The organism is Roseovarius nanhaiticus (assembly GCF_900156535.1).
Lineage (GTDB): Bacteria > Pseudomonadota > Alphaproteobacteria > Rhodobacterales > Rhodobacteraceae > Roseovarius > Roseovarius nanhaiticus.
Genome location: NZ_FTNV01000001.1, coordinates 1,890,047 through 1,911,941, shown reverse-complemented (window position 1 = coordinate 1,911,941; position 21,895 = coordinate 1,890,047). Strand labels below are relative to the sequence as shown.

At 65.1% G+C, this 21,895-nt stretch carries 21 protein-coding genes and 1 tRNA gene; 11 read left to right on the top strand and 11 right to left on the bottom strand.

Translation table 11 applies throughout. The features are described from left to right. The first annotated feature begins 64 nt into the window (after positions 1 to 64). The 3 genes from rocF to BW975_RS09250 are packed head-to-tail and all read left to right on the top strand — an operon-like array spanning position 65 to position 2,997. The gene (gene rocF, locus BW975_RS09260; protein WP_076532898.1) at positions 65 to 994 is read left to right on the top strand and encodes an arginase; all 930 of its coding nucleotides are present in this window, start codon (positions 65 to 67) and stop codon (positions 992 to 994) included. A 9-nt stretch (positions 995 to 1,003) separates the two neighbouring features. Further along, positions 1,004 to 1,945 carry a citrulline utilization hydrolase CtlX gene (ctlX, locus tag BW975_RS09255; protein ID WP_076532896.1) on the top strand — a complete coding sequence of 314 codons (942 nt, stop codon included), beginning with the start codon at positions 1,004 to 1,006 and terminating at the stop codon, positions 1,943 to 1,945. Further along, complete coding sequence (locus tag BW975_RS09250; protein ID WP_076532894.1) at positions 1,942 to 2,997, top strand: ornithine cyclodeaminase; 1,056 nt, start codon at positions 1,942 to 1,944, stop codon at positions 2,995 to 2,997. Before ctlX ends, BW975_RS09250 begins: the two co-directional genes overlap by 4 nt. A gap of 239 nt (positions 2,998 to 3,236) precedes the next feature. Here BW975_RS09250 and BW975_RS09245 read toward each other — a convergent pair whose 3' ends face one another. Continuing rightward, complete coding sequence (locus BW975_RS09245) at positions 3,237 to 3,473, bottom strand: EF-hand domain-containing protein (protein ID WP_076532892.1); 237 nt, start codon at positions 3,471 to 3,473, stop codon at positions 3,237 to 3,239. 279 nt (positions 3,474 to 3,752) lie between these two features. On the opposite strand from BW975_RS09245, the gene BW975_RS09235 reads away from it, so the two are divergent. Beyond that, positions 3,753 to 4,322, top strand: a complete 570-nt coding sequence (locus tag BW975_RS09235) for an RNA polymerase sigma factor (RefSeq protein ID WP_083687026.1) — start codon at positions 3,753 to 3,755, stop codon at positions 4,320 to 4,322. A gap of 626 nt (positions 4,323 to 4,948) precedes the next feature. Next, complete coding sequence (locus BW975_RS09230; RefSeq protein WP_076532887.1) at positions 4,949 to 5,875, top strand: 3-hydroxyacyl-CoA dehydrogenase NAD-binding domain-containing protein; 927 nt, start codon at positions 4,949 to 4,951, stop codon at positions 5,873 to 5,875. A gap of 66 nt (positions 5,876 to 5,941) precedes the next feature. Here BW975_RS09230 and BW975_RS09225 read toward each other — a convergent pair whose 3' ends face one another. Genes BW975_RS09225 through BW975_RS09215 form a run of 3 tightly spaced genes read right to left on the bottom strand, consistent with a single transcriptional unit; the run spans position 5,942 to position 8,220 of the window. Beyond that, complete coding sequence (locus BW975_RS09225) at positions 5,942 to 6,772, bottom strand: ABC transporter substrate-binding protein (RefSeq protein WP_076532885.1); 831 nt, start codon at positions 6,770 to 6,772, stop codon at positions 5,942 to 5,944. Positions 6,773 to 6,805: 33 nt separating this feature from the next. Continuing rightward, positions 6,806 to 7,495 (bottom strand): ATP-binding cassette domain-containing protein, encoded by a 690-nt coding sequence (locus BW975_RS09220; RefSeq protein ID WP_076533591.1) that lies wholly within the window; start codon positions 7,493 to 7,495, stop codon positions 6,806 to 6,808. Positions 7,496 to 7,515: 20 nt separating this feature from the next. Beyond that, entirely contained in the window at positions 7,516 to 8,220 is a 705-nt protein-coding gene (locus tag BW975_RS09215; protein ID WP_076532884.1) for an ABC transporter permease, read from the bottom strand. Positions 8,221 to 8,451: 231 nt separating this feature from the next. Here BW975_RS09215 and BW975_RS09210 point away from each other — a divergent pair, with 231 nt between their 5' ends. The 4 genes from BW975_RS09210 to BW975_RS09195 are packed head-to-tail and all read left to right on the top strand — an operon-like array spanning position 8,452 to position 12,329. Continuing rightward, positions 8,452 to 9,315: an FAD binding domain-containing protein gene (locus BW975_RS09210; protein WP_076532881.1), complete on the top strand. Its 864-nt coding sequence runs from the start codon at positions 8,452 to 8,454 to the stop codon at positions 9,313 to 9,315. 44 nt (positions 9,316 to 9,359) lie between these two features. Beyond that, entirely contained in the window at positions 9,360 to 9,836 is a 477-nt protein-coding gene (locus BW975_RS09205) for a (2Fe-2S)-binding protein (RefSeq protein WP_076532879.1), read from the top strand. A 1-nt stretch (position 9,837) separates the two neighbouring features. Continuing rightward, positions 9,838 to 12,081 carry a xanthine dehydrogenase family protein molybdopterin-binding subunit gene (locus tag BW975_RS09200; protein WP_076532877.1) on the top strand — a complete coding sequence of 748 codons (2,244 nt, stop codon included), beginning with the start codon at positions 9,838 to 9,840 and terminating at the stop codon, positions 12,079 to 12,081. 2 nt (positions 12,082 to 12,083) lie between these two features. Next, a complete protein-coding gene (locus tag BW975_RS09195) occupies positions 12,084 to 12,329 on the top strand; it encodes a MoaD/ThiS family protein (protein WP_076532875.1) in 246 nt (81 codons plus the stop codon). An 88-nt stretch (positions 12,330 to 12,417) separates the two neighbouring features. Here BW975_RS09195 and BW975_RS09190 read toward each other — a convergent pair whose 3' ends face one another. From BW975_RS09190 to BW975_RS09160, 7 genes are all read right to left on the bottom strand, one after another. After that, the gene (locus tag BW975_RS09190; protein WP_076532874.1) at positions 12,418 to 12,921 is read right to left on the bottom strand and encodes a fasciclin domain-containing protein; all 504 of its coding nucleotides are present in this window, start codon (positions 12,919 to 12,921) and stop codon (positions 12,418 to 12,420) included. Between the two features lie 119 nt (positions 12,922 to 13,040). Beyond that, entirely contained in the window at positions 13,041 to 13,877 is an 837-nt protein-coding gene (locus BW975_RS09185; protein ID WP_076532872.1) for a hypothetical protein, read from the bottom strand. Beyond that, positions 13,870 to 16,380 carry a GcvT family protein gene (locus BW975_RS09180; RefSeq protein WP_076533590.1) on the bottom strand — a complete coding sequence of 837 codons (2,511 nt, stop codon included), beginning with the start codon at positions 16,378 to 16,380 and terminating at the stop codon, positions 13,870 to 13,872. Before BW975_RS09180 ends, BW975_RS09185 begins: the two co-directional genes overlap by 8 nt. Positions 16,381 to 16,488: 108 nt before the next feature. Next, on the bottom strand, positions 16,489 to 17,136 hold the full coding sequence (locus BW975_RS09175; protein ID WP_083687025.1) for a hypothetical protein: 648 nt from the start codon (positions 17,134 to 17,136) through the stop codon (positions 16,489 to 16,491). Between the two features lie 107 nt (positions 17,137 to 17,243). Continuing rightward, complete coding sequence (locus tag BW975_RS09170; RefSeq protein ID WP_076532869.1) at positions 17,244 to 18,218, bottom strand: hypothetical protein; 975 nt, start codon at positions 18,216 to 18,218, stop codon at positions 17,244 to 17,246. Positions 18,219 to 18,308: 90 nt separating this feature from the next. Next, positions 18,309 to 20,048: a gamma-glutamyltransferase gene (ggt, locus tag BW975_RS09165; RefSeq protein WP_076532868.1), complete on the bottom strand. Its 1,740-nt coding sequence runs from the start codon at positions 20,046 to 20,048 to the stop codon at positions 18,309 to 18,311. Positions 20,049 to 20,050: 2 nt separating this feature from the next. After that, positions 20,051 to 21,031 carry a 2-hydroxyacid dehydrogenase gene (locus BW975_RS09160; RefSeq protein ID WP_076532866.1) on the bottom strand — a complete coding sequence of 327 codons (981 nt, stop codon included), beginning with the start codon at positions 21,029 to 21,031 and terminating at the stop codon, positions 20,051 to 20,053. Positions 21,032 to 21,136: 105 nt separating this feature from the next. Here BW975_RS09160 and BW975_RS09155 point away from each other — a divergent pair, with 105 nt between their 5' ends. Both BW975_RS09155 and BW975_RS09150 read left to right on the top strand, forming a co-directional pair. Continuing rightward, positions 21,137 to 21,637: an SH3 domain-containing protein gene (locus tag BW975_RS09155; RefSeq protein ID WP_076532865.1), complete on the top strand. Its 501-nt coding sequence runs from the start codon at positions 21,137 to 21,139 to the stop codon at positions 21,635 to 21,637. Between the two features lie 139 nt (positions 21,638 to 21,776). Next, positions 21,777 to 21,851 (top strand) — tRNA-Gln (locus BW975_RS09150). Positions 21,852 to 21,895: the final 44 nt, after the last annotated feature.

Genomic DNA, 21,895 nt, shown 5'->3' with positions numbered 1-21,895 from the left:
TTGTCCACTTCCATTCGCCCCATATGCGCAACACATTGGCGTCAACTGACATGAGGAGAGCGACATGACCGGCAAGACATGCATATTGATCGGCGCGCCTATGGATGCCGGCAAATCCCGCCGCGGCTGCCTGATGGGCCCGGATGCTTACCGTACAGCGGGAATCGGCGCCGCGCTTGCGGATCTGGGGCACCAGGTGGTCGATATCGGCAATGTGGCGCCCGACGCCGCCGATATGCATGCGGACCTGCCCAATCACATCCACCAGCCCGCCGAGATGATCGGCTGGACCTCGTCCCTCGCCCGCGCCGCCGAAGAGGCGCTGCCGCGCGGCCTGCCCATTTTCTTGGGCGGCGATCACGGCCTCGCGCTCGGCTCGGTCCTCGGGGCCGCGAACCACGCCGCGCGCGAAGAGCGCCCGCTGTTCGTCCTGTGGCTGGACGCACATACGGACTTTCACACGCCGCAAAGCACTGCCTCGGGCAATCTGCACGGCGCCCCTTTGGGTTATGTGACGGGCCGCGATGGCTTCCACGGTTTTCCGGAGGTTGCCCATCCGATCCCGCATGAGAATATCTGCCTGCTCGGTCTGCGCTCGGTCGATCCGGACGAGCGTGAGGCAATGCAGGCCACCAATGTGCGCTACCACGACATGCGCAGCATCGACGAGACGGGCATCGCCCGCCCGCTGGCGGATTTCCTTGCCGATGTCGAAGCGGCAAACGGGATGCTGCACGTGTCGCTGGATGTGGATTTCCTCGATCCCTCCATCGCGCCCGCGGTCGGCACCACCGTGCCGGGCGGTGCCACGATGCGCGAGGGGCACTTGGCGATGGAAATGATCTGTGACAGCGGTCTCATGACGTCACTCGACCTCGTCGAACTCAACCCCTTCCTTGACGAGCGTGGTCGCACCGCACAGGTGATGGTCGATCTGGCCGCATCGGCTCTTGGCCGCCGCGTCTTTGACCGCCCGACCCGCGCCTATTCATAAGAGGCTCCTATGACCGTCCAAGCCCCTGCAAATGTGGTGATGATCCGGCCCAACCGGTTTCATCCCAACCCCGAAACGGCCGCCGACAACCGGTTTCAATCCGTGCCGGGCGACAGTGCCGATGAGGTGGCAAACCGCGCAGCGTCCGAATTCGACGCTGCCGTTGGCCGTCTTCGCGATGAAGGCGTGGGCGTGCATGTCTTTCAGGACGCGCGCGACGATACGCCCGATGCGGTCTTTCCGAACAACTGGTTCTCCACCCATCCGGGCGGGCACGTGGCCATCTACCCCATGTTTGTGCCCAGCCGCCGCCGTGAGCGCCGCAGCGATGTCATCGAGATGCTGAAGGCTGACTATCGCGTGCAGGTCGTCACCGACTATTCGGGTCTGGAGCAGGACGGGCTGGCCCTGGAGGGCACCGGCGCGATGGTGATCGACCATATCGGGCGCATCGCCTATGTCGCGCGCTCGCACCGCGCCGATCCGGTCTTGCTCGAGCGGTTCTGCACCAATTTCGGATACGAGCCGATGGTCTTCGACGCCATCGACGAGGATGGCGCGCCCGTTTATCACACCAATGTCGTGATGACGATCGGCACGCATTTCGCGATGGTCTCGCTCGACATGATCAAGAATGCCGCCCGCCGCGCAGAAATCGCCGAGCGTCTGGTCGAGCCGGGGCGCGACCTGATCGACCTCACCCATCACCAGATCGCCGAATTTGCCGGCAATGCGATCGAACTCAGCACGCCGACCGGCCTGATGACCGCCATGTCGTCGCGTGCGCTGGCGGCGCTCGACAAAAGCCAGATTGCGCTGATCGAACGTTCCGCGCGCATCGTACCGCTGGATATCCCCACCATCGAGAGCGCCGGAGGATCCGTGCGCTGCATGATCGCCGGTCTGCACCTCGCCAAACGCAACACTAACCTTGAAAAGGGTCCGAAATGAGCATCCCCACCCCGTCCGAAAAGGCCTACGTGCCCTTTGTCAGCGTCGACAACATGATGAAGCTGATCCACCATATCGGCATCGAAGAGATGCTGATTGGCCTTGCCGACTACATCGAGCAGGATTTCAAACGTTGGGAGCTGTTCGACAAGACGCCCCGCGTCGCCAGCCATTCCGAGGAAGGTGTCATCGAGCTGATGCCGACGTCGGATGGTGAGGTCTACGGGTTCAAATACGTCAACGGCCATCCCAGCAACACCAAGCAGGGTTTGCAGACGGTCACCGCCTTCGGCCTTCTGGCCAATGTCGGCAACGGCTATCCCGTGCTCTTGAGCGAGATGACGATGCTGACCGCGCTGCGGACGGCGGCCACTTCGGCCCTCGTGGCGAAATACCTCGCCCCCAAGGGCGCCGATACGATGGCGATGATCGGCAATGGCGCGCAATCCGAATTCCAGAGCCTCGCGATGAAGGCCATCGTCGGCATCAAGACCGTGCGTCTGTGGGATGTCGACAAGGCGGCGACCAGGAAGGCGGCCAAGAACCTTCAAGGGATGGGATTGACGGTGGTCGAATGCGACAGCGCCGAGGAAAGCATGGAAGGCGCGCAGATCATCACGACCTGCACCGCGGACAAGCAATATGCGACCATCCTGACCGACAACATGGTCGGCGCGGGTGTCCATATCAACGCGATTGGCGGCGATTGCCCCGGCAAGACCGAGCTGGCGCCCGCCATTCTCGAGCGCTCGGACGTCTTCGTCGAATTCCCGCCCCAGACCCGCATCGAGGGCGAGATTCAGCAGATGCCCGAGGATTTCGCCGTGACCGAGCTGTGGCAGGTGATGACAGGCGCCGCCAAGGGCCGCACCTCCGACGCGCAGATCACGCTTTTTGACTCGGTCGGCTTTGCTACCGAGGATTTCAGCGCCCTGCGCTATGTGCGTGCCCAGATCGAGGGGACGGAGTTCCACCAGCCGCTCGACATGCTGGCCGACCCCGACGACCCGCGCGATCTTTTCGGCATGCTGCGCCGGGCAGATCCGGCCTGATACCTGCATAGCCGACAGGGCGTCTTCGTCCTGTCTCTGCAAGAAAATGGCGCGGTCCCGAGGGGGGCCGCGCCTTTCGATCATGAAGAGGGAGGTATTGGCGCCGCAGAGCGACCTTTATGACGAGGCCGCCCTGCGACAACCTTCCCTCCGGCGTCTCGGTGTCTGCTGGAGAAGAACATGAGGCCGAAGGAAAACGTCACCCGGCCCGCCGCAGAGGCAGGCCGGGAATTCGGGGCTTACTCTGCGGGGAGCAGACCGGCATCCTGCGCGCCGCTCATTTCGGCATCGTCGATGGCGCCGTCGCCATTTGCGTCGATCTCGCTGAACTGCTCGGCTGTCAGATCGGGATAGGCGGCCTGCGCCTCTTCCATCGAAACCATGCCGTCGGCATTGGTGTCGACGCTCGACATGTCCGCGAATGCGGCCGTGGCCAGTGCGCTCATGCCCAGTGCGTATGCGATATATTTTGTCATCAGTTTTCCTCCTGAGAAGTCTTGATCTTGGGAAGGGGCAGGATTGCCCGCTTCACCTCACAAGACGCGGGCGGCGCCGATCGCGTCCCGGCATTTTGGGCGTTTGGGGCCAAGTCTTGCGCCATGGGCGAAGCCGTGCCGACGCGGATACGCCGTTCGGCGCCGCTTCGCGCAAAAAGGGGCAATTTGCGCGATCGGCGAAAAATGCCGGGATTGTCGGGGGTGAAAATCAAGCGAGTGTAAGGGGCGATAGACCTGACCCAACCAAAGGTGCGCCACATGATCCCATCCATGATTACGTCCGCGATTCCGTCCCTTCCCGCCTCCCGCGCCAGCGCGGGCCTGCCCGCATCACCGCATTGCACCACGCATCTGATGGTGGCGCTGCACCCTGATCTGATGCGCCTCGCCCGTCGCCTTGCCGACAGCGAGAGCGAGGCGCAGGATCTGGCGCAGGAGACGCTGCTCAAGCTTTGGCGGCGGCGCCACGATCTGTCCCGCGTCGACGATCTGCGGGCCTATGCGCGTGCCGCGCTGCGCAACCTCTACCGCCAGGGCCTGCGCCGTGCGCCGCACTTGCCACTCGAGGAGGAGGATGGCCCCAGCGCCGATCCCGAGGTCTTCGCCAGCCTCGCGCTGAGCGATCTGCAAGATGCCATCGCCCGCCTGCCGCGCGAGCAGGCGGCGCTCATGGCGCTGGTCATGGCGGGCGAGACAAGCCCCGCCGCGCTGGCCGGGCGCACGGGATGCGCCAAGAACACGGTGATGTCCCGCCTCGCCCGCGCCCGTGCGCAGCTGCGCCGCGAAATGGATCTGGCGCCCGGCGCGCCAGTGGCCAGTCTGTTCTAGTGGTTTGGGGCCCATCACTGGCCCATCCCGGATGGGCCGATCAGCACGGGCAATCACCAGTATCGTGAGGACGTCGCGGATCTTGGCAGATCACCTTGCCGATATCGGCGCGATAATCGCCATACCGGGCGCGGCCATCGGGGATGGCTGCGCTCCACCTCGCCACCTGGCAAAAACGCCAGCGGTCCAGAAATGTCAAAGCGTTTGCGGATTCTCTCGCCTTTCGCTCAATAGACGCAGGCGACGACACTGCGGGCTTCGAAACCATCGCGCGGGTCCCTAACCTCGCACAGCTCAACTTCTCGGCGGCGATGCCCGGGCGTAGAGCTGCCATATTTGCCAAAGCCCCTTCCCGTAGTGGCTCCATTGCGCGTCGGTGTCTATTGCCAGGACGAAGCCTGGCTCACAGCACTTAACAAATCTCTTAGACCAATGATTTCCAGCCCCCCGCTGTCGATCGACCCGCAATGTCACCGCAATCATCAAAACGTCCCATCGCTGGCCGGTGTCGAGCGGCGCTCGGGGCCACATCTTGAGCCCCGACGGGCACTGGACCCCCAGCTTGGCATGAGGCAGGTTGGCGGCTCCATGACTGCATCCTTCCCCCTGAATTCCGGAATATTTCAATGCTCTATCCGCACACGGCCTGCCTTGGCGCAGGTGTCATCGGCGCCAGCTGGGCGGCGCTTCTCTTGGCTTCGGGTCGCTCGGTCGCGATCCATGATCCTGCGCCCGACGCTGAAAGAGAGGTCCGCGCCTATATCGAGACGGCGTGGCCGACGCTGACCCAGATTGGCCTGACCGCTGATGGCACGCCCGACGCCATCCGATTTTGCGCCAGCGCAGCAGAGGCGGCGACCGGCGCAGAGTTCATTCAGGAAAGCGTGCCCGAGCGTCTGGAGATAAAACACGCGCTTTACAGCGAAATCGAGCCGGTTCTGGCGCCCGGCGCCATCGTGGCCAGCAGCACCTCCGGCCTCCTGCTTGGCGATATGCAGGCCGGCTGGCACAATCCCGCGCCCTTTGTTCTGGGCCATCCGTTCAACCCGCCCCATCTGGTTCCTCTGGTCGAGGTCATGGGCAATCACCGGACCGGCGCGGGCGTCGCGGATGCGGCCGCCGCCTTTTACGACAGCATCGGCAAAGTCACGGTCCGCGTGCAGCGTGAAGTGCCCGGCCATATCGCCAACCGCCTGCAGGCCGCCATCTGGCGAGAGGCGATCCATCTGGTGCAGGAGGGCGTCGCAAGCGTCGGCGATATCGACAAGGCGATGTGGGCCGGCCCCGGCTTGCGCTGGGCGGCGATGGGGCCGACTGCGTGTTTCGACATGGGCGGGGGTGCGGGCGGTCTTCAGACCTTCTGCGACCGCCTCGGTGATCAGTTCAACGGCTGGTGCGACGATCTGGGTAATGCGCGGCTGACGCCCGACACTATTGCGATGATGGTCGCGGGCGCCGCTGAGGCCGCGGGGGGCGAAACGCGAGAGGCCATGCAGACGCGCCGCGACGCCATGATTACCGCCATGCAGGCAGCGCTGAAGCCCTACCGCTGATCCCCGCCGCCAGAACTCTCGCGAGAGTTCGGCCAAGGCTTCTGGGAAAAAGCCTTGGCCGCCGGATTATTCGGCCGCCTTTTGCGCGCCATCCATCTCTGCGTTGAACGTAAAGAGTTGCTCGCCTGCGATGCGATAGCCGTCAATCAGCTCTTTGGCGCGGGCGCTGGTCAGCCAGGCCTCGACCTCTTCGGCCAGATCGCTCTTGATATAGTCGCCCTTGCCCGGATCGACTGGCAGATAGGCGTATTGGTTGAACAGCACCGGGTCCCCGGCAAAAAGCAGTTCCAGATCACCCTTGTTGCCGAAGTTCAGCCAGCTCGCGCGATCCGACAGCACATAAGCGCCCATGCCCGACGCGGTGTTGAGCGCGGCGCCCATGCCCGCCCCGACCTCCTTGTACCAATCATTGCCGCCGGTCACGTCCGTGCCCGCCGCACGCCAAAGGTTCAGCTCTTTCTTGTGGGTGCCGCTGTCATCCCCGCGGCTGACAAAGGGCGCCTTTGCTTCGGCGATGGCGCTCAGCGCGGCGGCGGCGGCATCTGCGCTGCGGATGCCGGCAGGATCATCCGCCGGCCCAACGAGCACGAAATCATTATACATGATCTCGCGGCGATGGGTGCCGTGACCAGCCGCGACGAAAGCATCTTCGGCGGCCTTGCTATGAACGAGGATGGCGTCGACATCCCCTGCCTCGCCCAGTTTGATCGCCTGGCCCGTACCGACCACCAGCAGCTGGAGCTCGATGCCGGTATCCTCAAGAATCGCGGGCAGCAGCACATCGGACAGTCCGGAGTTGTGAAAGCTGGTGGTGACGGCCATTTTCATTTCTTCCGCTTGCGCGGACACACCGAAAAGGCCGAGGACAAGGCTGGCTGTGAGGGTAAGTTTGCGCATCAGGTCTGCTCCTTGGGTTTGGAATCATGTCCGCTAGTCGACAATATCGCCGGCCAGAAAGGCGCGGGCCGCCTCCGTCTTGGGCCCGCTGAAAAACGTGTCTGCCGGGGCAGCCTCGTGGAGCATGCCGCCGCGCAGGAACCAAATCTCGCGGGCAAGACGCCGTGCCTGGCCCATATCGTGCGTCGCCATGACGATACGCGTGCCGTCCGCGGCTGCAAGCGCCAAAAGCGCCTCGATCTCGCGCGTTGCGCGCCCGTCGAGCGCGGCCGACGGCTCGTCCAGGAAAAGCAGCTCGGGCCCGGTGATCAGGGCGCGGGCCAGCGCCAGTTTTTGCCGCTCACCACCCGACAGAACGGTGGCCGCCCGCCGCTCCATGCCGCCCAGACCGATGCGTGCGCACCAATCCGCCGCCGCGGCGCGCGCCGCGCCGCGCGATGTGCCCTTCAGGCGGAGCGGAAAGGCCAGATTATCCAGCACAGAGCGGCGCAGCATGACCGGTGTCTGAAACACGAAGGCCTGCCGCTCCAGCGCCTCGGCGCGCGGAGAAGACCAGTTTATATGCCCCTCGCTCAGCCGCTCCAGCCCGTGCAGCGCCTTGAGCAGCGTGGATTTGCCCGCGCCGTTCGGACCGATGACGGCGGTGATGCCGCCTCCTGCGATCTCAAGATCGACAGGCCCGATCAGGCGCTGGCCCCGGCGGTGAACCGCGCCGCCGCACATGCGGATGGGCAAAAGCGCGCTCACCACCTGCCCCCCGTCTCGGTGCGGCTAAGGGCGTGAATGGCCAGGTTGATGAGGATCGACAGCGCTATGAGAATGAAACCCAGCGCCAGCGCCAGCGCGAAATTGCCCTTGCCGGTTTCCAGCGCGATCGCCGTCGTCATCACCCGCGTTGCGTGGTCGATATTGCCGCCCACCACCATGATCGCGCCGACCTCGCCGATGCCGCGGCCAAAGCCCGCCAGCGCCGCGGTCAAGAGCGCGCGGCGCCCGTCATGCAGCAGCGCGCCGATGCGCTGCATCCGCGTCGCGTTCATCGAGATCAGGAGGTCATGATACTCGGCCCAAAGTTCGCGCAGGGATTGGTGCGCGATCGAGGCGATCAGCGGAACGATGATGATGACCTGCGCGATGATCATCGCCGTCGGCGTAAAGAGCAGCCCAAGCACGCCCAGCGGACCAGAGCGGGACAGCAGCACATAGACGATGAGGCCCACGACAACGGGCGGCAGGCCCATCAGCGCGTTCAGCACCGCAATGGTGCCGCGCCGCCAGCGAAACCGCTGCACCGCCAGCAAGGCAGCCAGCGGCAGCGAAATGACACAGGCGATGGCCAAGGCGGCGCCGGTCACGCGCAGGCTGCGCCACGCGATTTCGACAAGGTCGGCATCAAGGCTGAGGATCAGCCAGACCGCCTGCACCAGCCCGTCCCACACATCGCCCATCTCTGCCCGCGCGCCACCCTCTGCCTTTTTATCTGCCGGGGTAGCCCTAGGGTGCGGCGGCGCCCCTTGCAAGGCACGGATGCGACGATCCGCCAGCTGAAACCCGCGGGAAAAGACCGCTTGGACGGATTGCGGGCGGGCGCCGATTGCGCTTTACTTGTGCGCGACAGCCAGCCCCGACACCGCAGCGGCCAGCGCCGCGCTATCGGGCTGCAAGCCATGGAGCCCATTATGCAGTACATGAAACCGAAAACCGTTGCCGAGGCATCGGAAATCCTGGCCCGGAACGAGGGCGCCGCGCGCATCCTTGGGGGTGGCACGGATCTTCTGGTCAACCTGCGCTCGGGGCTGATCGAGCCGGACATGATCGTCGATATCAAGCATCTGGAGGGCATGCGCGACATCCGCGAGGAGGATGGCGGATTGCGCATCGGCGCGGGCGTGCCCGGTCAGCAACTGGGCGAGCATGAGGGCGCGCGCGCCATGTGGCCCGGCGTGGTCGAGGCGTGCGAATTGATCGGCTCGACCCAGATCCAGGGGCGCTGCACCATGGTGGGCAACCTCTGCAACGGCGGGCCTGCCGCCGATAGCGTGCCCGCGATGATCGCCGCCGCCGCCGTCGCACGCATCGAGGGGCCGGATGGCCCCCGCGATTGCCCCGTCGAGGAGTTCGTGACCGGCCCCGGCAAGACAGTGCTGGGAAAGGGCGAATTCGTCAGCTCCGTCTTCTTGCCCGCGCGGCCTTCGGCGGCGGGCGATGCGTATCTGCGCTTCATCCCGCGGACCGAGATGGACATCGCCGTTGCGTCGGCGGGCGCAAATATCGAGCTGGGCAGCGACGGCACGATCAAGTCGGCCCGCGTCGCCCTTGGCGCCGTTGGCCCGCGCGTCGTGCTGGTGCCGGAGGCGGCGGAGGCCATCACCGGCTCCAAACTGGAGGATCCGGCCATCGCCGCACTGGTCAAGGCGTGCGAAAGCGCGGCCAAGCCGATCGACGACAAGCGCGGAACCGTCGAGTTCCGCATCACCCTTGCGGGCGTGCTGGCCAAGCGCGCCGCCCGCATCGCCATGGACCGCGCCGCCGCGCGCGCCTGAGGCCCCTTGAAATTCGAGGCCCATCCGGGCCGGGAGAGACCGACATGAAGAACATCCACGTATCCACCACGATTAACGGCGACGAGGCCGAATTCGTCTGCGCCCCCGAAGAGACGCTGCTCGATAGCCTGCGCAACCGCCTGGGCCTGAGCGGTGCCAAGGAAGGCTGCGGCACCGGCGATTGCGGCGCTTGCACCGTTGAGATGGACGGGCGGCTGGTCTGCGCCTGCCTCGTGCTGGGCGCCGAGGCCGAGGGTGCGCAGATCAAAACCGTCGAGGGCATGGCCATCGGCGAGGGCCTGCACCCGCTGCAACAAGCGTTTATCGACCACGCGGCGCTGCAATGCGGGATCTGCACGCCGGGCATTCTGGTTGCGGCCAAGAACCTCTTGGAGCGCAACCCGGACCCCACCGATACCGAAATCCGCTATTGGCTGGCCGGCAATCTCTGCCGCTGCACCGGCTATGACAAGATCATCAAGGCTGTTCAGATCGCAGCCGCCGACATGAGAGGCGCATGACATGAACTTCCAATCCTCCACCAAGGCTGATTTCAAGGTTGTCGGTACGCGGGTCGCCCGCCCCGATGGCGTCGACAAGGTCACCGGCCGCGCGCTTTACGGCGCGGATTTCAACGTGCCGGGGATGCAGGTGGGCCTGATCCTGCGCAGCCCGCACGCCCATGCGCTGATCAACAGCATCGACGCGAGCGAGGCGCTGGCCCTGCCCGGCGTCAAGGCCGTCGTGACCTCCGCCGATTGGGGCGTGCCCGAGGATGACGGGCTGCGCGATGTGCAGGACAACTGCCTCGCGCGGGGCAAGGTGCTCTATGACGGGCACCCCGTCGCCGCGGTCGCGGCGAAGGATATGGCCACGGCCAAGGCCGCGCTGAAACTGATCAAGGTAGATTACACGCCCCTGCCCCATGTCACCGACGTGGACAAGGCGATGAAGCCGGACGCGCCCGTGGTCCAGGAGGGCCGCGCGGACGAAAGCGTGCCCGCAGGCGCCGGGCCGAACGTGACCCATTACTGCGAATTCGGGCATGGCGATCTGGAGGCCGGCTTTGCCAAGGCCGACACCATCGTCGAGCGCAGCTTTACCACCGCCGCGACGCATCAGGGCTATATCGAGCCGCATGCCTGCCTTGCCTCCTACGGCAATGACGGTAAGGCGGACCTCTGGTGCACCACGCAAGGCCAGTATTTCGTGCGCGATCTTTGCTCGGCCATCATGGGCATGGAGGGCAGCCAGCTGAAAGTCACCGCATCCGAGATCGGCGGCGGTTTTGGCGGCAAGACCACTGTCTTTATCGAGCCTGTCGCGCTGGCGCTCAGCCGCAAATGTGGGCGGCCCGTCAAGATCGTGATGAGCCGCGTCGACGTCTTCCGCGCCACCGGTCCCACCGTGTCCTCGTCGATCGACGTCCGCATCGGCATGACCAAGGAGGGGCGCATCACCGCCGCCGACGCCAAGCTGCGCTATCAGGGCGGCGCGTTTCCCTGCGACACGGTCGATATGGGCGCGCAAAGCGCCTTTGCGGCCTATGACCTCGACGCCGTGCGCACCGAGGGCTGGAACGCGATGACCAACCGCCCCCGCCAGGCCGCCTATCGCGCGCCGGGCGCGCCCATGGCGATCTACGCGGTCGAAAGCGTCGTGGACGAGCTGTGCCAGAAGCTGGATCTTGACCCGCTGGATGTGCGGCTGATGAACGCCGCTGATGCGGGCACCAAGGCGTCCTACGGCGTGACCTTCGACCAGATCGGCCTCAAGGCCACGCTGGAGGCGGCCAAGGAGCATGATCACTACCACGCGCCTTTGGGTGAAAATCAGGGCCGCGGCCTTTCCTGCGGGTTCTGGTTCAACTTCGGAGGCAATACCTCGGTCTCGCTGGCGATCAATGCCGATGGCACGGTCAGCGTCGCCGAGGGCAACCCCGATATCGGCGGCAGCCGCGCGTCGATCAGCATGATGGCCGCCGAGGAACTGGGCGTGCCCTATGAAAAGGTGCGCACCACGATCAGCGATACCAGCGCACTGGGCCAGAATGACGTGACCGATGGCAGCCGCGTGACCTTTGCAGTCGGCCTTGCCACGATCAAGGCCGCCCGCGCCGCCATCCAGGTAATGTGCGGGCGCGCTGCCAAGATCTGGGGCATCGACGAAGACGCTGTTATCTGGGAGGATGGCGCTGCCAAACCCTCGGGGCCGAATGCGGGAAATTTCGAGCCGATGACACTGGCCGAGATCGCCGCGATTTCATCCGAGACCGGCGGGCCCATCGCGGGCCATCACGAGGTCAATGCCGAGGGCGCGGGCGTCAGCTTTGGCGTGCATCTGGCCGATGTCGAGGTGGATCCCGAGACCGGCGCGACCGAAGTGCTGCGCTACACCGTCTTCCAGGATGCGGGCAAGGCCGTGCATCCGGACTATGTCGAGGGCCAGATGCAGGGCGGCGCCGCTCAAGGCATCGGCTGGGCGCTGAACGAGGAATACATCTACGGCGAGGATGGCCGCCTGCAAAACGCGGGCTTCCTCGACTACCGCATTCCCGTCGCGTCGGACCTGCCCAATATCGACACGGTGATCCTGGAAATTCCCAACCCCGGCCACCCCTACGGCGTGCGCGGCGTGGGCGAGACGCCCATCGTGCCGCCCCTTGCCGCGCTTTCGAACGCTGTCAGCCGGGCCGTCGGGATCCGGCTCACGTCGCTGCCCATGTCGCCGCCCAAGATCCTCAAGGCGATCATGGCCAAGGGCTGAGCATGGTTCAGGTGAAACTCTGGGGCTCGCTCCGCGACCTGGCGGAGGGGCAAGAGGTGGTCGAAGTGGAGGCCAGCAATTTCAAGGAGTTGCTGGACGCTCTGGCCGCCAAACACCCGGCGCTCAAGCCGCAGATTGACCGCGGGGTGAGCCTTGCGGTCGATGGGCTGGTCTATCGCAATTCATGGTTCACGGAAGTGAAGCCGGACAGCGAAGTGGTGCTGATGCCTTATATGAAAGGCGGCTGAAGAGCGCCCCTAGCAGCCGTCCCGACAAGACAAAAAAGCCCGGCGGTCCTGCGACCACCGGGCTTTACCGTTTCAGAGATCAGGTTGCTTAGGGCAACAGCACCTTGTCGATCACATGAATGACGCCATTCGTCGCCATGATGTCCGCGTTTGTCACATTGGCATCGTTGACACGCACGGCCGCACCGTACTTGCCGCCTGTGCCATCGACCCGCACCGTGTCACCCTGCACAGTCGCCACATTCATGCGCTTGCCAAGGATCTGGTCAGACGTAACTGCGCCGGGAACGACGTGATAGGTCAGGATCGACGCCAGCTTGTCCTTGTTTTCGGGCATGAGCAGCATGTCGAGCGTCCCGGCAGGCAGCGCATCGAAGGCTGCGTTGGTCGGCGCAAACACGGTGAACGGGCCCGGCCCGCGCAGCGTGTCCGTCAGACCTGCGGCACCAATTGCGGCTGTCAGCGTCGAAAAATCGGGGTTCGACGATGCGATATCGACGATATCATCGCCATCGTCCATCTGGGCGCAGGCGCCCACGGCAGCAAGCATGCCAGCGGCGGCGAATGATTTGATAATTGAGCGGCGCTTCATGAAATATCCTTTCGCTTTCACATCAGTGTGAAGAGAACTAGTGCGACATGTTGGGCAAGGCAATTTTTCATGAGGAAACGCGCAGCGGCGCTGACTGCGATCGCTGCGAGGGGGTGCGCTCAGTCCCGGATGTAACCCTTCACGATCAGCCAGCCGGCGACCAGCAGAAGCGCCGGCAGCAAAAAGGTCCGGAATAGCAGCACGGCCAGAATTGACAGATAGCTGCCAATGATCTTGTCGGCATTCGTGACGATACTGCCCGCCTGAGCCAGCACCTGCTGCCCGCTCGCGACATAGTCTAACCCGGTGCTGAATCGATCCAGCACGCCTCCCAATATCCCGGTTTGCTCGGGTGCGCTTTCGAGCGGCGCCGGGTCAGCACCTGGCACTTCGGCAACAATGTCGTCAATGACCGCCTGATGACGGATTAGAACCGATCCCGTCAGCGGGCCCGCCAGCCAATCGGACGCGATCAGACAAATCGGAAGACCCAGCGTGAGGACAGCGCCCATAAAACCCAATTTACGCGCGCCAGACCGCAAGTGATTTTGGCGGCCAATCAGCAGTAAAAGGCAGGCTGCCGCAATCATCGCCCCGCCCACGGCGCCGACCGGCCCCATGGCCACCGCCAAGAGGCCAGACACGAGCATGATGGAGAAAACCGTCGCCGCGATACGCTCGATCGTGTCGTCAATCGGCTCGAGGATCTTGCCGGGCTGGAAATTGCCCGACACGCCAACCGATGCGCCGACTTCCACCTCCTGAGCCGTCGAAAGCAGGGCGTTCAGCGTCCGCAGTGTGACGTAGGTCGCGGCGCTGACCTTGGCGATGGATTCGGCATACGCGCCAGCCTCTTCCGCCAGCGGGTTTTTGTCATGGAAGATCGCCGCGCCGAAGGACAGCGCGGCGATCAGGAGCAGGATAAGGGCGGAAACCCGCCCTCTGCCCTCAGCCATCCTTACGGATGACCTCGTTCTTGGGGTCATAGGGACTGTCTTCGGTCACGGTCGCGTCCCAGAGCTTGTCCATGATCTTGACCTTGAGGACCGTGCCCGGCACGACCAGCTCCGGCTTGACGTAGCCCATGCCGATACTCTTGCCGAAGGCGACCGAATAACCGCCCGACGTCAGGCGCCCGACGCGCTCGCCGCCCTCGGTGTAGAGCACTTCGCGGCCCCAGGGGTCGGCGTCGTCCGGCCCGTCGATGAGGAAGGTCGCGCATTTGGCGCGCACGCCCGTCTTCACCATCGCGTCCTTGCCGTGGAAATCCTTCTCCAGATCTACAAAGCGCGGCAAATCGGCCTCAAGCGGGGTCGCATCGCGGCCCAGCTCATTGCCGAAGGCGCGGTAGCTTTTTTCCTGCCGCAGCCAGTTCTGCGCGCGCGCGCCGACCAGTTTCATCCCGTGCGCCTCGCCCGCCTTCTCGAGCAGATCAAAGAGGTAGTTCTGCATTTCAATCGGGTGATGCAGCTCCCAGCCCAGCTCGCCCGTGTAAGCGACGCGGATGGCGTTGACGGGGCACATGCCCAGCTCGATCTGGCGGGCCGAGAGCCACGGAAAGCGCTTGTTCGAGAGCGCCGTTGCGGGATCGGCGTCGATGATGACATCCTTGAGAACGTCGCGCGATTTGGGGCCCGCGATGGCAAAGACGCCCCATTGGCTGGTCACGTCCTGGATCTCGATATAGCCGAACTCCTCCATCTTTTCCTCGGCGGCCTTGCGCAGGAAATCGGCGTCATATTCCGTCCATGCGCCGGCGGAGACGAGGTAATAGGCATTCTCGCCGGTGCGCACGATGGTGTATTCCGTGCGCGTCGTGCCATGCGCGGTCAGCGCGTAGGTCAGGTTGATCCGGCCCACTTTCGGCAGCTTGTTGCAGGTGAACCAATCGAGGAACTGGGTCGCGCCCGGTCCTTTGACGACATGCTTGGAGAACGCCGTCGCGTCGATCAGGCCGACGCCCTCGCGGATGGCCTTTGCCTCATCCACCGCGTGCTGCCACCAGCCGCCGCGGCGGAAACTGCGGGCGTCGTGGTCGAAATTCTCGGGCGCGTCCAGCGGGCCGTAGTAGTTGGGCCGCTCCCAGCCGTTGACGAAGCCGAATTGCGCGCCGCGCGCCTTCTGGCGGTCGTAGGCGGGCGCCGTGCGCAGGGGGCGGCAGGCGGGGCGCTCCTCATCCGGGTGGTGTAGGATATAGACATGCTCATACGCCTCTTCGTTCTTGCGCGCGGCGAATTCGGTGGTCATCCAGTTCGACGAATAGCGCTTGGGATCGAGGCTGGCCATGTCGATCTCGGCCTCGCCATCCACCATCATCTGAGCGAGGTAGTAGCCCGTGCCGCCCGCCGCCGTGATGCCGAAGCTGAAACCCTCGGCCAGCCACATATTGTGCAGACCCGGGGCCGGGCCGACCAGCGGGTTGCCATCGGGCGTATAGCAGATGGGTCCGTTGAAGTCGTCCTTCAGGCCGCATTCCTCGCAGGAGGGAATGCGGTGGTTCATCGCCATGTACTGGTCCTCGATCCGGTCGAGATCCAGCTGGAAGAGGTCGGCGCGGAAGCTGTCAGGCACGCCATGCTCGAACCGCGCGGGCGCGCCGGGCTCGTAGACACCCAGGATCCAGCCGCCGCGCTCTTCGCGCACATAGGACTGCGCGTCGGCGTCGCGGATGACGGGGTGCTCGACATTGCCGGGCTGCTTGCGGAACTCGACCAGTGCGGGATCCTGGTCCATCACGATGAACTGGTGCTCAACGGGAATCGCGGGCATCTTGATGCCCAGCATCTTGGCGGTGCGCTGCGCGTGGTTGCCGGAGGCAGTGACGACATGCTCGGCATTGATTACGATCTGCTCGCCCGAGGGCACCAGATTGCCGCCCTTCTCGACCATCTTGGTGGCCGTCACTTCCCAGGCATCGCCGTTCCAGTGAAATGCGTCCGCCTGCCATTTACGCTCGATCATGACGCCACGCTGGCGCGCGCCCTTGGCCATCGCCATGGTGACGTCCGCGGGGTTAATATAGCCGTCTGTCTGGTGGTAGAGCGCGCCTTTGAGGTCATCGGTACGGATCAGCGGCCATTTCGCCTTGATCTCGTCCGGGGTCATCCACTCGTAAGGCACGCCGCAGGTCTCGGCGGTCGAGGCGTAGAGGCGGTATTCGTCCATCCGCTCTTCGGTCTGGGCCATGCGCAGGTTGCCGACAACGGCGAAGCCCGCGTTGAGGCCGGTTTCCTCCTCGAGCGTCTTGTAGAACTTGATCGAGTAGTCGTGGATATGCGTCGTCGCGTAGCTCATGTTGAAATAGGGTAGAAGGCCCGCGGCGTGCCATGTGGAGCCGGACGTCAGCTCGTCCCGTTCCAGCAGCATCACGTCGTCCCAACCGGCCTTTGCCAAATGATAGGCGATCGAGGTTCCAACGGCACCGCCGCCGACGACAAGGGCTTTGACTTGGGTTTTCATGCGCTGCTCTCCGAAAGGCATTTCTGGCCCCGGTTCTAACAGTTTCATGATGTGGCGCGCGGCCCATCCGACCTATGGAGAGCGGAAACCGACATGGCCCCGCGTCCGTCAGCGACCCAGTGCCGCATCCAGCCGGTCCAGCGGAAAATAAGGCGCCAGAAGCGGGCGCAGCTCGGCCCGGCGGGGCGCTGCGGGATCGTAAAGAGCGTGGCAAAGGTAATCTTCCAGCAGCGCGGCCTGCTGCTCGTAGCCGAAATCGAGCAGGGTTGCGCCCTCGTCCGGGACATAGAAATAGGGATCCATGTTGAGCACGCTTTCCAGCGCGGCGCGCGTGGGGCGATAGCCCGTGATCCGGCGGTTCTGCCATTGCCAGACATGGACCAGCTCGTGTGCCAGCACCAGGCCCTGGGGAAAGCGCGCTGCCTTCGGCCAGCCGGGCGCCAGATCGGCACGGTAGAATTCGCGATTGAAATGCACCCGGTTCCACAGCGCCCAGCCGGGCGGCGGGCCGCTGCGCGGCTCGGGCGCGCTGCGGGTGCAAAGGCCGGTGACGGTATTCTCATCAACGATCGGATAGAGATCGGAGATGTCGGGTGTCTGCGGCGCCTCGGGGATGGTGGTGAAGCCGCGCGCGATGCGTACCCGATCCACATCCAGCGCCGGGCCGATGATATCGGCGGCAAAAGCACGCTCGTTCGGGGTGAGGGGCCGCGAGCAGGCAGCAAGCGCTGTCAGCGTCAGAAGACCTGCTATCACGGCCCAAAACGCCCTGCCCGTTCCTTGCCTGATCACCGGCCGCCCCCTCTGCTGTGGCACCCGGCTACTCTTGCCCAAGCGCGGCACGCTGCCAAGGGGTGGCGCCGTCAGTCGCGGCAGAAACGGCTGGCCGAGCCTTCGAGGCAGCTTTTCCCACCCGACAGGGTCAGGCGCTGCGGTTTGGAACGCGGCTCCGGCGCGGCGGTGGGCTCATCGGTGGACGTGTCGTCCCTGTTATTCAGCGCATCTACATTGGCAGCGCCATGGCGCACCGACCCTTCCAGCGCAATCTGAGCCCGCCCCGCAGAGCCGGCTTTCAGCACTCCGATTCGCGCCGCCGTGACGGCGTCCAGATCGGCGCCGCCATTCGCAAGGAGCACGCCCGCCTGCAGTGCCAGAAGCACGTCTGCGGCCTTTGCCTCGTTCGCCGTCGCGATAACCGGCGCGTCACTACCCATCAGGGGCAGCGGCGTGCTGAGCAGGCCGTTAAGCCCATCGTAATCAGCGGCGGCAAGAAGGCTGCGCAGCGCGCTTTCGGATGCGGTGCTGAGGGCGGTCAGCGTCACCATGTCGTCAAAGCCGATCGTTGTCTGGGCAGCGTCATAGCCTGCGTCCAGCCCCGCGCTCGTTGCCTCCTCCGCATGGCTGCCGGCGGGCAGATGCCGGTACGCAGTGCCGCCGATCACGGCCCATCCCGTGCCCGCGACCTTCGCCGCGTGGGCCAACCCCGCCATGATTCCGCCCGAAGCGCCGCAATCGCTCCCAACGGTCTGGTAATCGGCCCAGAGCGCAACCGCCGTATCGCCCTGCCGGTAGATCCAGCCCCGCAAAGGCGCGTCCTCGGTCGGCCATGCGGTACGGGTCCAGCCCTCGGGCGCGGGGGGCAGATAGGCCGCTGCTGCTGCCGTTGCGTCTGATTGCGCATCGCAAGCATCGCTCCAGCGCGCCGCAAAGCTCTGCATATAGGCGCTGGCCGGGTAGCTGCCCGGCGCGGCGCCCGCGATGTTGGCCTGATTGGCATAGTCGATGGCGACAACAGTCGTCAGTGCGACAGCCCCGAACCCGATTGCGAAATAGTTCATGCCGGCATCCTTCTTAGCCCGATATCACAGGGTATATCGCGCAGGACATGGGCAATTTCTGGATGGGTGGATGGCGGTTTCGCGGCGGGCTCACTCGCCGATGGCCAGCCCCTCGCGGCGCGGATCGGCGCCGCCTTGCAAGCCATCCCCGATGGCGATGGCGTGAAGGCCCGAATTCAGCCCGCGCAGCTCGACGTCAAAGCCCATGTCGCGCAAGGGGCCTGCCAGCGCCTCGGCGCTGGTGCCCTCCTCCAGATCATAGGTGCCGAAACGGTTGATCGCGTGCGGCATCGTCGTGATCGCCTGCACATCCATGCCCCAGTCGAGATAGGCGATGATTGCATTCGTGACGTAGGGAATGATGCGACTGCCACCGGGGCTGCCGATAACGAGGCGCGGCGCGCCATCCTGCATCACGATGGTCGGCGCCATGGACGATCGCGGGCGTTTGCCCGGCGCCGCCGCATTTGCGATGGGCAGGCCGCCATCCACGCTGGCAAAGCTGAAATCCGTCAGCTCATTGTTCAGCAAAAATCCGGCGGCCATGACGCGCGAGCCAAAAGCGTTCTCGATCGTCGTGGTCATCGACAGAGCGTTGCCATAGCCATCGACGATCGAGATATGCGAGGTCGAGGGCATTTCGATAGGCAGGTTATCGGCCCAATTCAGAGCGTGGTCGAATTCGGGCGTGCCGGGCTGCACCTCGGATAGTGCGGCGCCGCCGTTCAACAGCGCACCGCGCGCAGCGAGATACGCGGGGTCAAGCAGGCCCTTGGCGGGTACGGGCACGAAATCGGGATCGGCGACATACCGGCCCCGATCCGCAAAGGCGAGGCGGCTGGCATCACCGATCAGGCGCCGCGCCTCGGCACTTTCGGGGCCAAGCGCCGCCAGATCATAGGCGCCCAGCGCGCCAAGGGTCTGGCCAACAGCAATGGCGCCCGATGACGGCGGGCCCATACCGCAGACCTCATGATCGCGATAGGGCGCGCAGACAGCGGCGCGCTCTTTCACTTGATAGAGCGCGAGATCGAGAAGGCTGAGCGTGCCGGGATTGCCCCGCGCGGATTGCACCGCGCGGGTGATCTTGCGGGCGATATCGCCGGTGTAAAAGGGCGCAGGACCTTCGGCCGCGAATTGCGCCAGCGTCTCGGCATAGGCCGGATTACGCAGCGTATCACCCGCCCCCAGCGCGCGTCCGCCCGGCAGGAAATAGTCGCGCGTGGCGGTGAACCGGTCCAGCGTGTCGGCATTGGCGGCGATCGAGGCGGCCATGCGCGGGCTAACCTCGAACCCGTTGGTGGCGTGATCCTGCGCCTCGGTAAAAAGATCCGCCCAGCCGAGGCGCCCCCAGCGGGCATGCGCCTCGCCCAGAAGCATCGGCGTGCCCGGCACCCCGACCGAGCGGCCTCCGACGACTGCCTCGAAAAAGTCCATCGGCGCGCCGTCTTTCTGAAACAGCGTCGGGGTCGCCCTTTGCGGTGCCGTCTCGCGCCCGTCGAGCGTGGTCAGCGCGCCTGCCTTGGCATCCCACCATACCAGAAAGGCGCCGCCGCCAAGGCCCGAGCTTTGCGGCTCCACGAGGCCCAACACCAGTTGGGCTGCAATCATCGCATCGGCGGCGGTCCCGCCCTGCCCCAACACCCGCGCGCCGGCCTGGCTGGCCAGCGGATGCGCGGTGACGATCATCCACTCCTCGGCGGTGACAGGCGCAGCGGCGCCCGCCACCTCGAACGCGCCGACCTCGGGCGCGACCGCATCGGCAGCCTGCTGCGCCTCAGACCCCCCGGCCCAAGCGGCGAGCGCAAGTGAGATCAGCAGCGCGCGCATCGCTACAGCATCGCCGGAACGACCTGATCAGGTGGGCGATGCCCATCGGCCCAGGTCTTGATGTTCAGCAATACCTTTTCGCCCATCTCGATCCGACCCTCATGCGTGGCCGAGCCCATATGCGGCAACAGTACGACATTCTTCATCGCGCGAAGGCGCGGATTGGCGGCATCCTCGTAAACGTCGAGACCGGCACCCGCGATCTCGCCGGCGCGCAGCATCCGCGTCAGCGCGTTCTGGTCGATCACTTCGCCGCGCGAGGTGTTCACGATGACGGCGTCCGGCTTCATCAGCTTCAGGCGCCGCGCGTTCATCAGATGAAAGGTCGAAGGCGTATGCGGGCAGTTGACCGAAATCACGTCCATGCGCGCCACCATCTGGTCTAGGCTTTCCCAATAGGTGGCCCCCAGCGCCTCTTCAGTCTCGGGGCGCAGGCGCCGTCGGTTGTGATAGTGCACCTGCATGCCAAAGGCTCCTGCCCGGCGCGCCACCGCCTGCCCGATCCGGCCGAGGCCGAGGATGCCCAGACGCCGCCCCGACACGCGCCCGCCCATCAGGGCCGTGGGCGACCAGCCGGCCCAGTCGCCCGATTGCATCATCGCCAGACCCTCGGGGATGCGCCGCAACGTGGCCAGGATCAGGGCCATCGCCATGTCGGCGGTGTCATCGGCCGAGACGCCCGGCGTGTTACTGACGAGAATGCCCCTTTGGCGCGCAGTGGCCACATCGATATGGTCGACCCCCGCGCCGTAATTCGCAATCAGTTTCAGACGGTCGCCCGCCTGACCGATAAGACCCGCGTCGATCCGATCGCTGAGCGTCGGGACCAGCACATCACAGCCGCGCGCGGCCTCGGCCAGCTCCTCGCGCGTCATCGGGCTGTCATCCTCGCGCAGCGTGGTGTCGAAGAGCTCGCACAGGCGCGCCTCGACCGGATCCGGCAGGCGGCGCGTCACGGTCACACTTAGACGGGTCTTTGACATGGGGCGCCTCCTTGATCTTCCATATTCCGTGCCGAGATGTCATGGTGACGCAGGAACGGGCGAGGCACAAGAACCCCGCAGGCGAGAACGGGCAGAATTCCGGATATGGGCACCAAAACATATGCTGCTATCGCGCTGGCGTTCTGCGCCGCACTGCCGCTGGGCGCCGCCGCGCAAGAGCGCGGGCCGGTCACAAATCTGCCCTTGCCGCGCTATGTGTCGATGAAGGCCGCCGAAGGCAACGCGCGGCGCGGTCCCAGCCGTACCCACCGGATCGACTGGATCTTCAAACGGCGCGACACGCCGCTTGAGATCACCGCCGAGCATGGGCATTGGCGCCGCGTGCAGGACCGCGATGGCGCGGGCGGCTGGATGCATTACTCTTTGCTCTCGGGCGTGCGCACCGTCACTGTCGAGCGCGACATGCTGCAGATGCGCGCCCTGCCCGACCCCGAGGCGCTGGTCGTCGCCCAGCTTGAACTGGGCGTGATCGCCCGGATCGAGGCCTGCGCGCCCGACTGGTGCGAAATCGAGGTCGGCGGCTATGACGGTTGGGTGCCCAAGACGGCGCTGTGGGGCGTCGCGGCTGGCGAGATCCTGGACTGACGCACCGGCCTGGCATGCCTGCGCGCGCGCCGGACACCCCGCGATGCGACAAACGCAAAATCGAACGGCAAAATTGGTGGAATTTTTCATCGACGGGTCTTGCGCCCCAAAGCGCCTCGGTTTAACACCCACGCCAAGTTGGGGTGTAGCCAAGCGGTAAGGCATCGGTTTTTGGTACCGTGTATCGTAGGTTCGAATCCTACCACCCCAGCCATTTCTCACATATCGACTGCCGCGGTCCGGCTCGTCCGCGCCCGG

What these genes read in the sequence shown, in the direction of transcription:
- rocF (WP_076532898.1), top strand. Translation starts at nt 65, where the DNA reads ATGACCGGCAAGACATGCATATTGATCGGCGCGCCTATGGATGCCGGC.
- ctlX (WP_076532896.1), top strand. Translation starts at nt 1,004, where the DNA reads ATGACCGTCCAAGCCCCTGCAAATGTGGTGATGATCCGGCCCAACCGG.
- BW975_RS09250 (WP_076532894.1), top strand. Translation starts at nt 1,942, where the DNA reads ATGAGCATCCCCACCCCGTCCGAAAAGGCCTACGTGCCCTTTGTCAGC.
- BW975_RS09245 (WP_076532892.1), bottom strand. Translation starts at nt 3,473, where the DNA reads ATGACAAAATATATCGCATACGCACTGGGCATGAGCGCACTGGCCACG.
- BW975_RS09235 (WP_083687026.1), top strand. Translation starts at nt 3,753, where the DNA reads ATGATCCCATCCATGATTACGTCCGCGATTCCGTCCCTTCCCGCCTCC.
- BW975_RS09230 (WP_076532887.1), top strand. Translation starts at nt 4,949, where the DNA reads ATGCTCTATCCGCACACGGCCTGCCTTGGCGCAGGTGTCATCGGCGCC.
- BW975_RS09225 (WP_076532885.1), bottom strand. Translation starts at nt 6,772, where the DNA reads ATGCGCAAACTTACCCTCACAGCCAGCCTTGTCCTCGGCCTTTTCGGT.
- BW975_RS09220 (WP_076533591.1), bottom strand. Translation starts at nt 7,495, where the DNA reads ATGTGCGGCGGCGCGGTTCACCGCCGGGGCCAGCGCCTGATCGGGCCT.
- BW975_RS09215 (WP_076532884.1), bottom strand. Translation starts at nt 8,220, where the DNA reads ATGGGCGATGTGTGGGACGGGCTGGTGCAGGCGGTCTGGCTGATCCTC.
- BW975_RS09210 (WP_076532881.1), top strand. Translation starts at nt 8,452, where the DNA reads ATGCAGTACATGAAACCGAAAACCGTTGCCGAGGCATCGGAAATCCTG.
- BW975_RS09205 (WP_076532879.1), top strand. Translation starts at nt 9,360, where the DNA reads ATGAAGAACATCCACGTATCCACCACGATTAACGGCGACGAGGCCGAA.
- BW975_RS09200 (WP_076532877.1), top strand. Translation starts at nt 9,838, where the DNA reads ATGAACTTCCAATCCTCCACCAAGGCTGATTTCAAGGTTGTCGGTACG.
- BW975_RS09195 (WP_076532875.1), top strand. Translation starts at nt 12,084, where the DNA reads ATGGTTCAGGTGAAACTCTGGGGCTCGCTCCGCGACCTGGCGGAGGGG.
- BW975_RS09190 (WP_076532874.1), bottom strand. Translation starts at nt 12,921, where the DNA reads ATGAAGCGCCGCTCAATTATCAAATCATTCGCCGCCGCTGGCATGCTT.
- BW975_RS09185 (WP_076532872.1), bottom strand. Translation starts at nt 13,877, where the DNA reads ATGGCTGAGGGCAGAGGGCGGGTTTCCGCCCTTATCCTGCTCCTGATC.
- BW975_RS09180 (WP_076533590.1), bottom strand. Translation starts at nt 16,380, where the DNA reads ATGAAAACCCAAGTCAAAGCCCTTGTCGTCGGCGGCGGTGCCGTTGGA.
- BW975_RS09170 (WP_076532869.1), bottom strand. Translation starts at nt 18,218, where the DNA reads ATGAACTATTTCGCAATCGGGTTCGGGGCTGTCGCACTGACGACTGTT.
- ggt (WP_076532868.1), bottom strand. Translation starts at nt 20,048, where the DNA reads ATGCGCGCGCTGCTGATCTCACTTGCGCTCGCCGCTTGGGCCGGGGGG.
- BW975_RS09160 (WP_076532866.1), bottom strand. Translation starts at nt 21,031, where the DNA reads ATGTCAAAGACCCGTCTAAGTGTGACCGTGACGCGCCGCCTGCCGGAT.
- BW975_RS09155 (WP_076532865.1), top strand. Translation starts at nt 21,137, where the DNA reads ATGGGCACCAAAACATATGCTGCTATCGCGCTGGCGTTCTGCGCCGCA.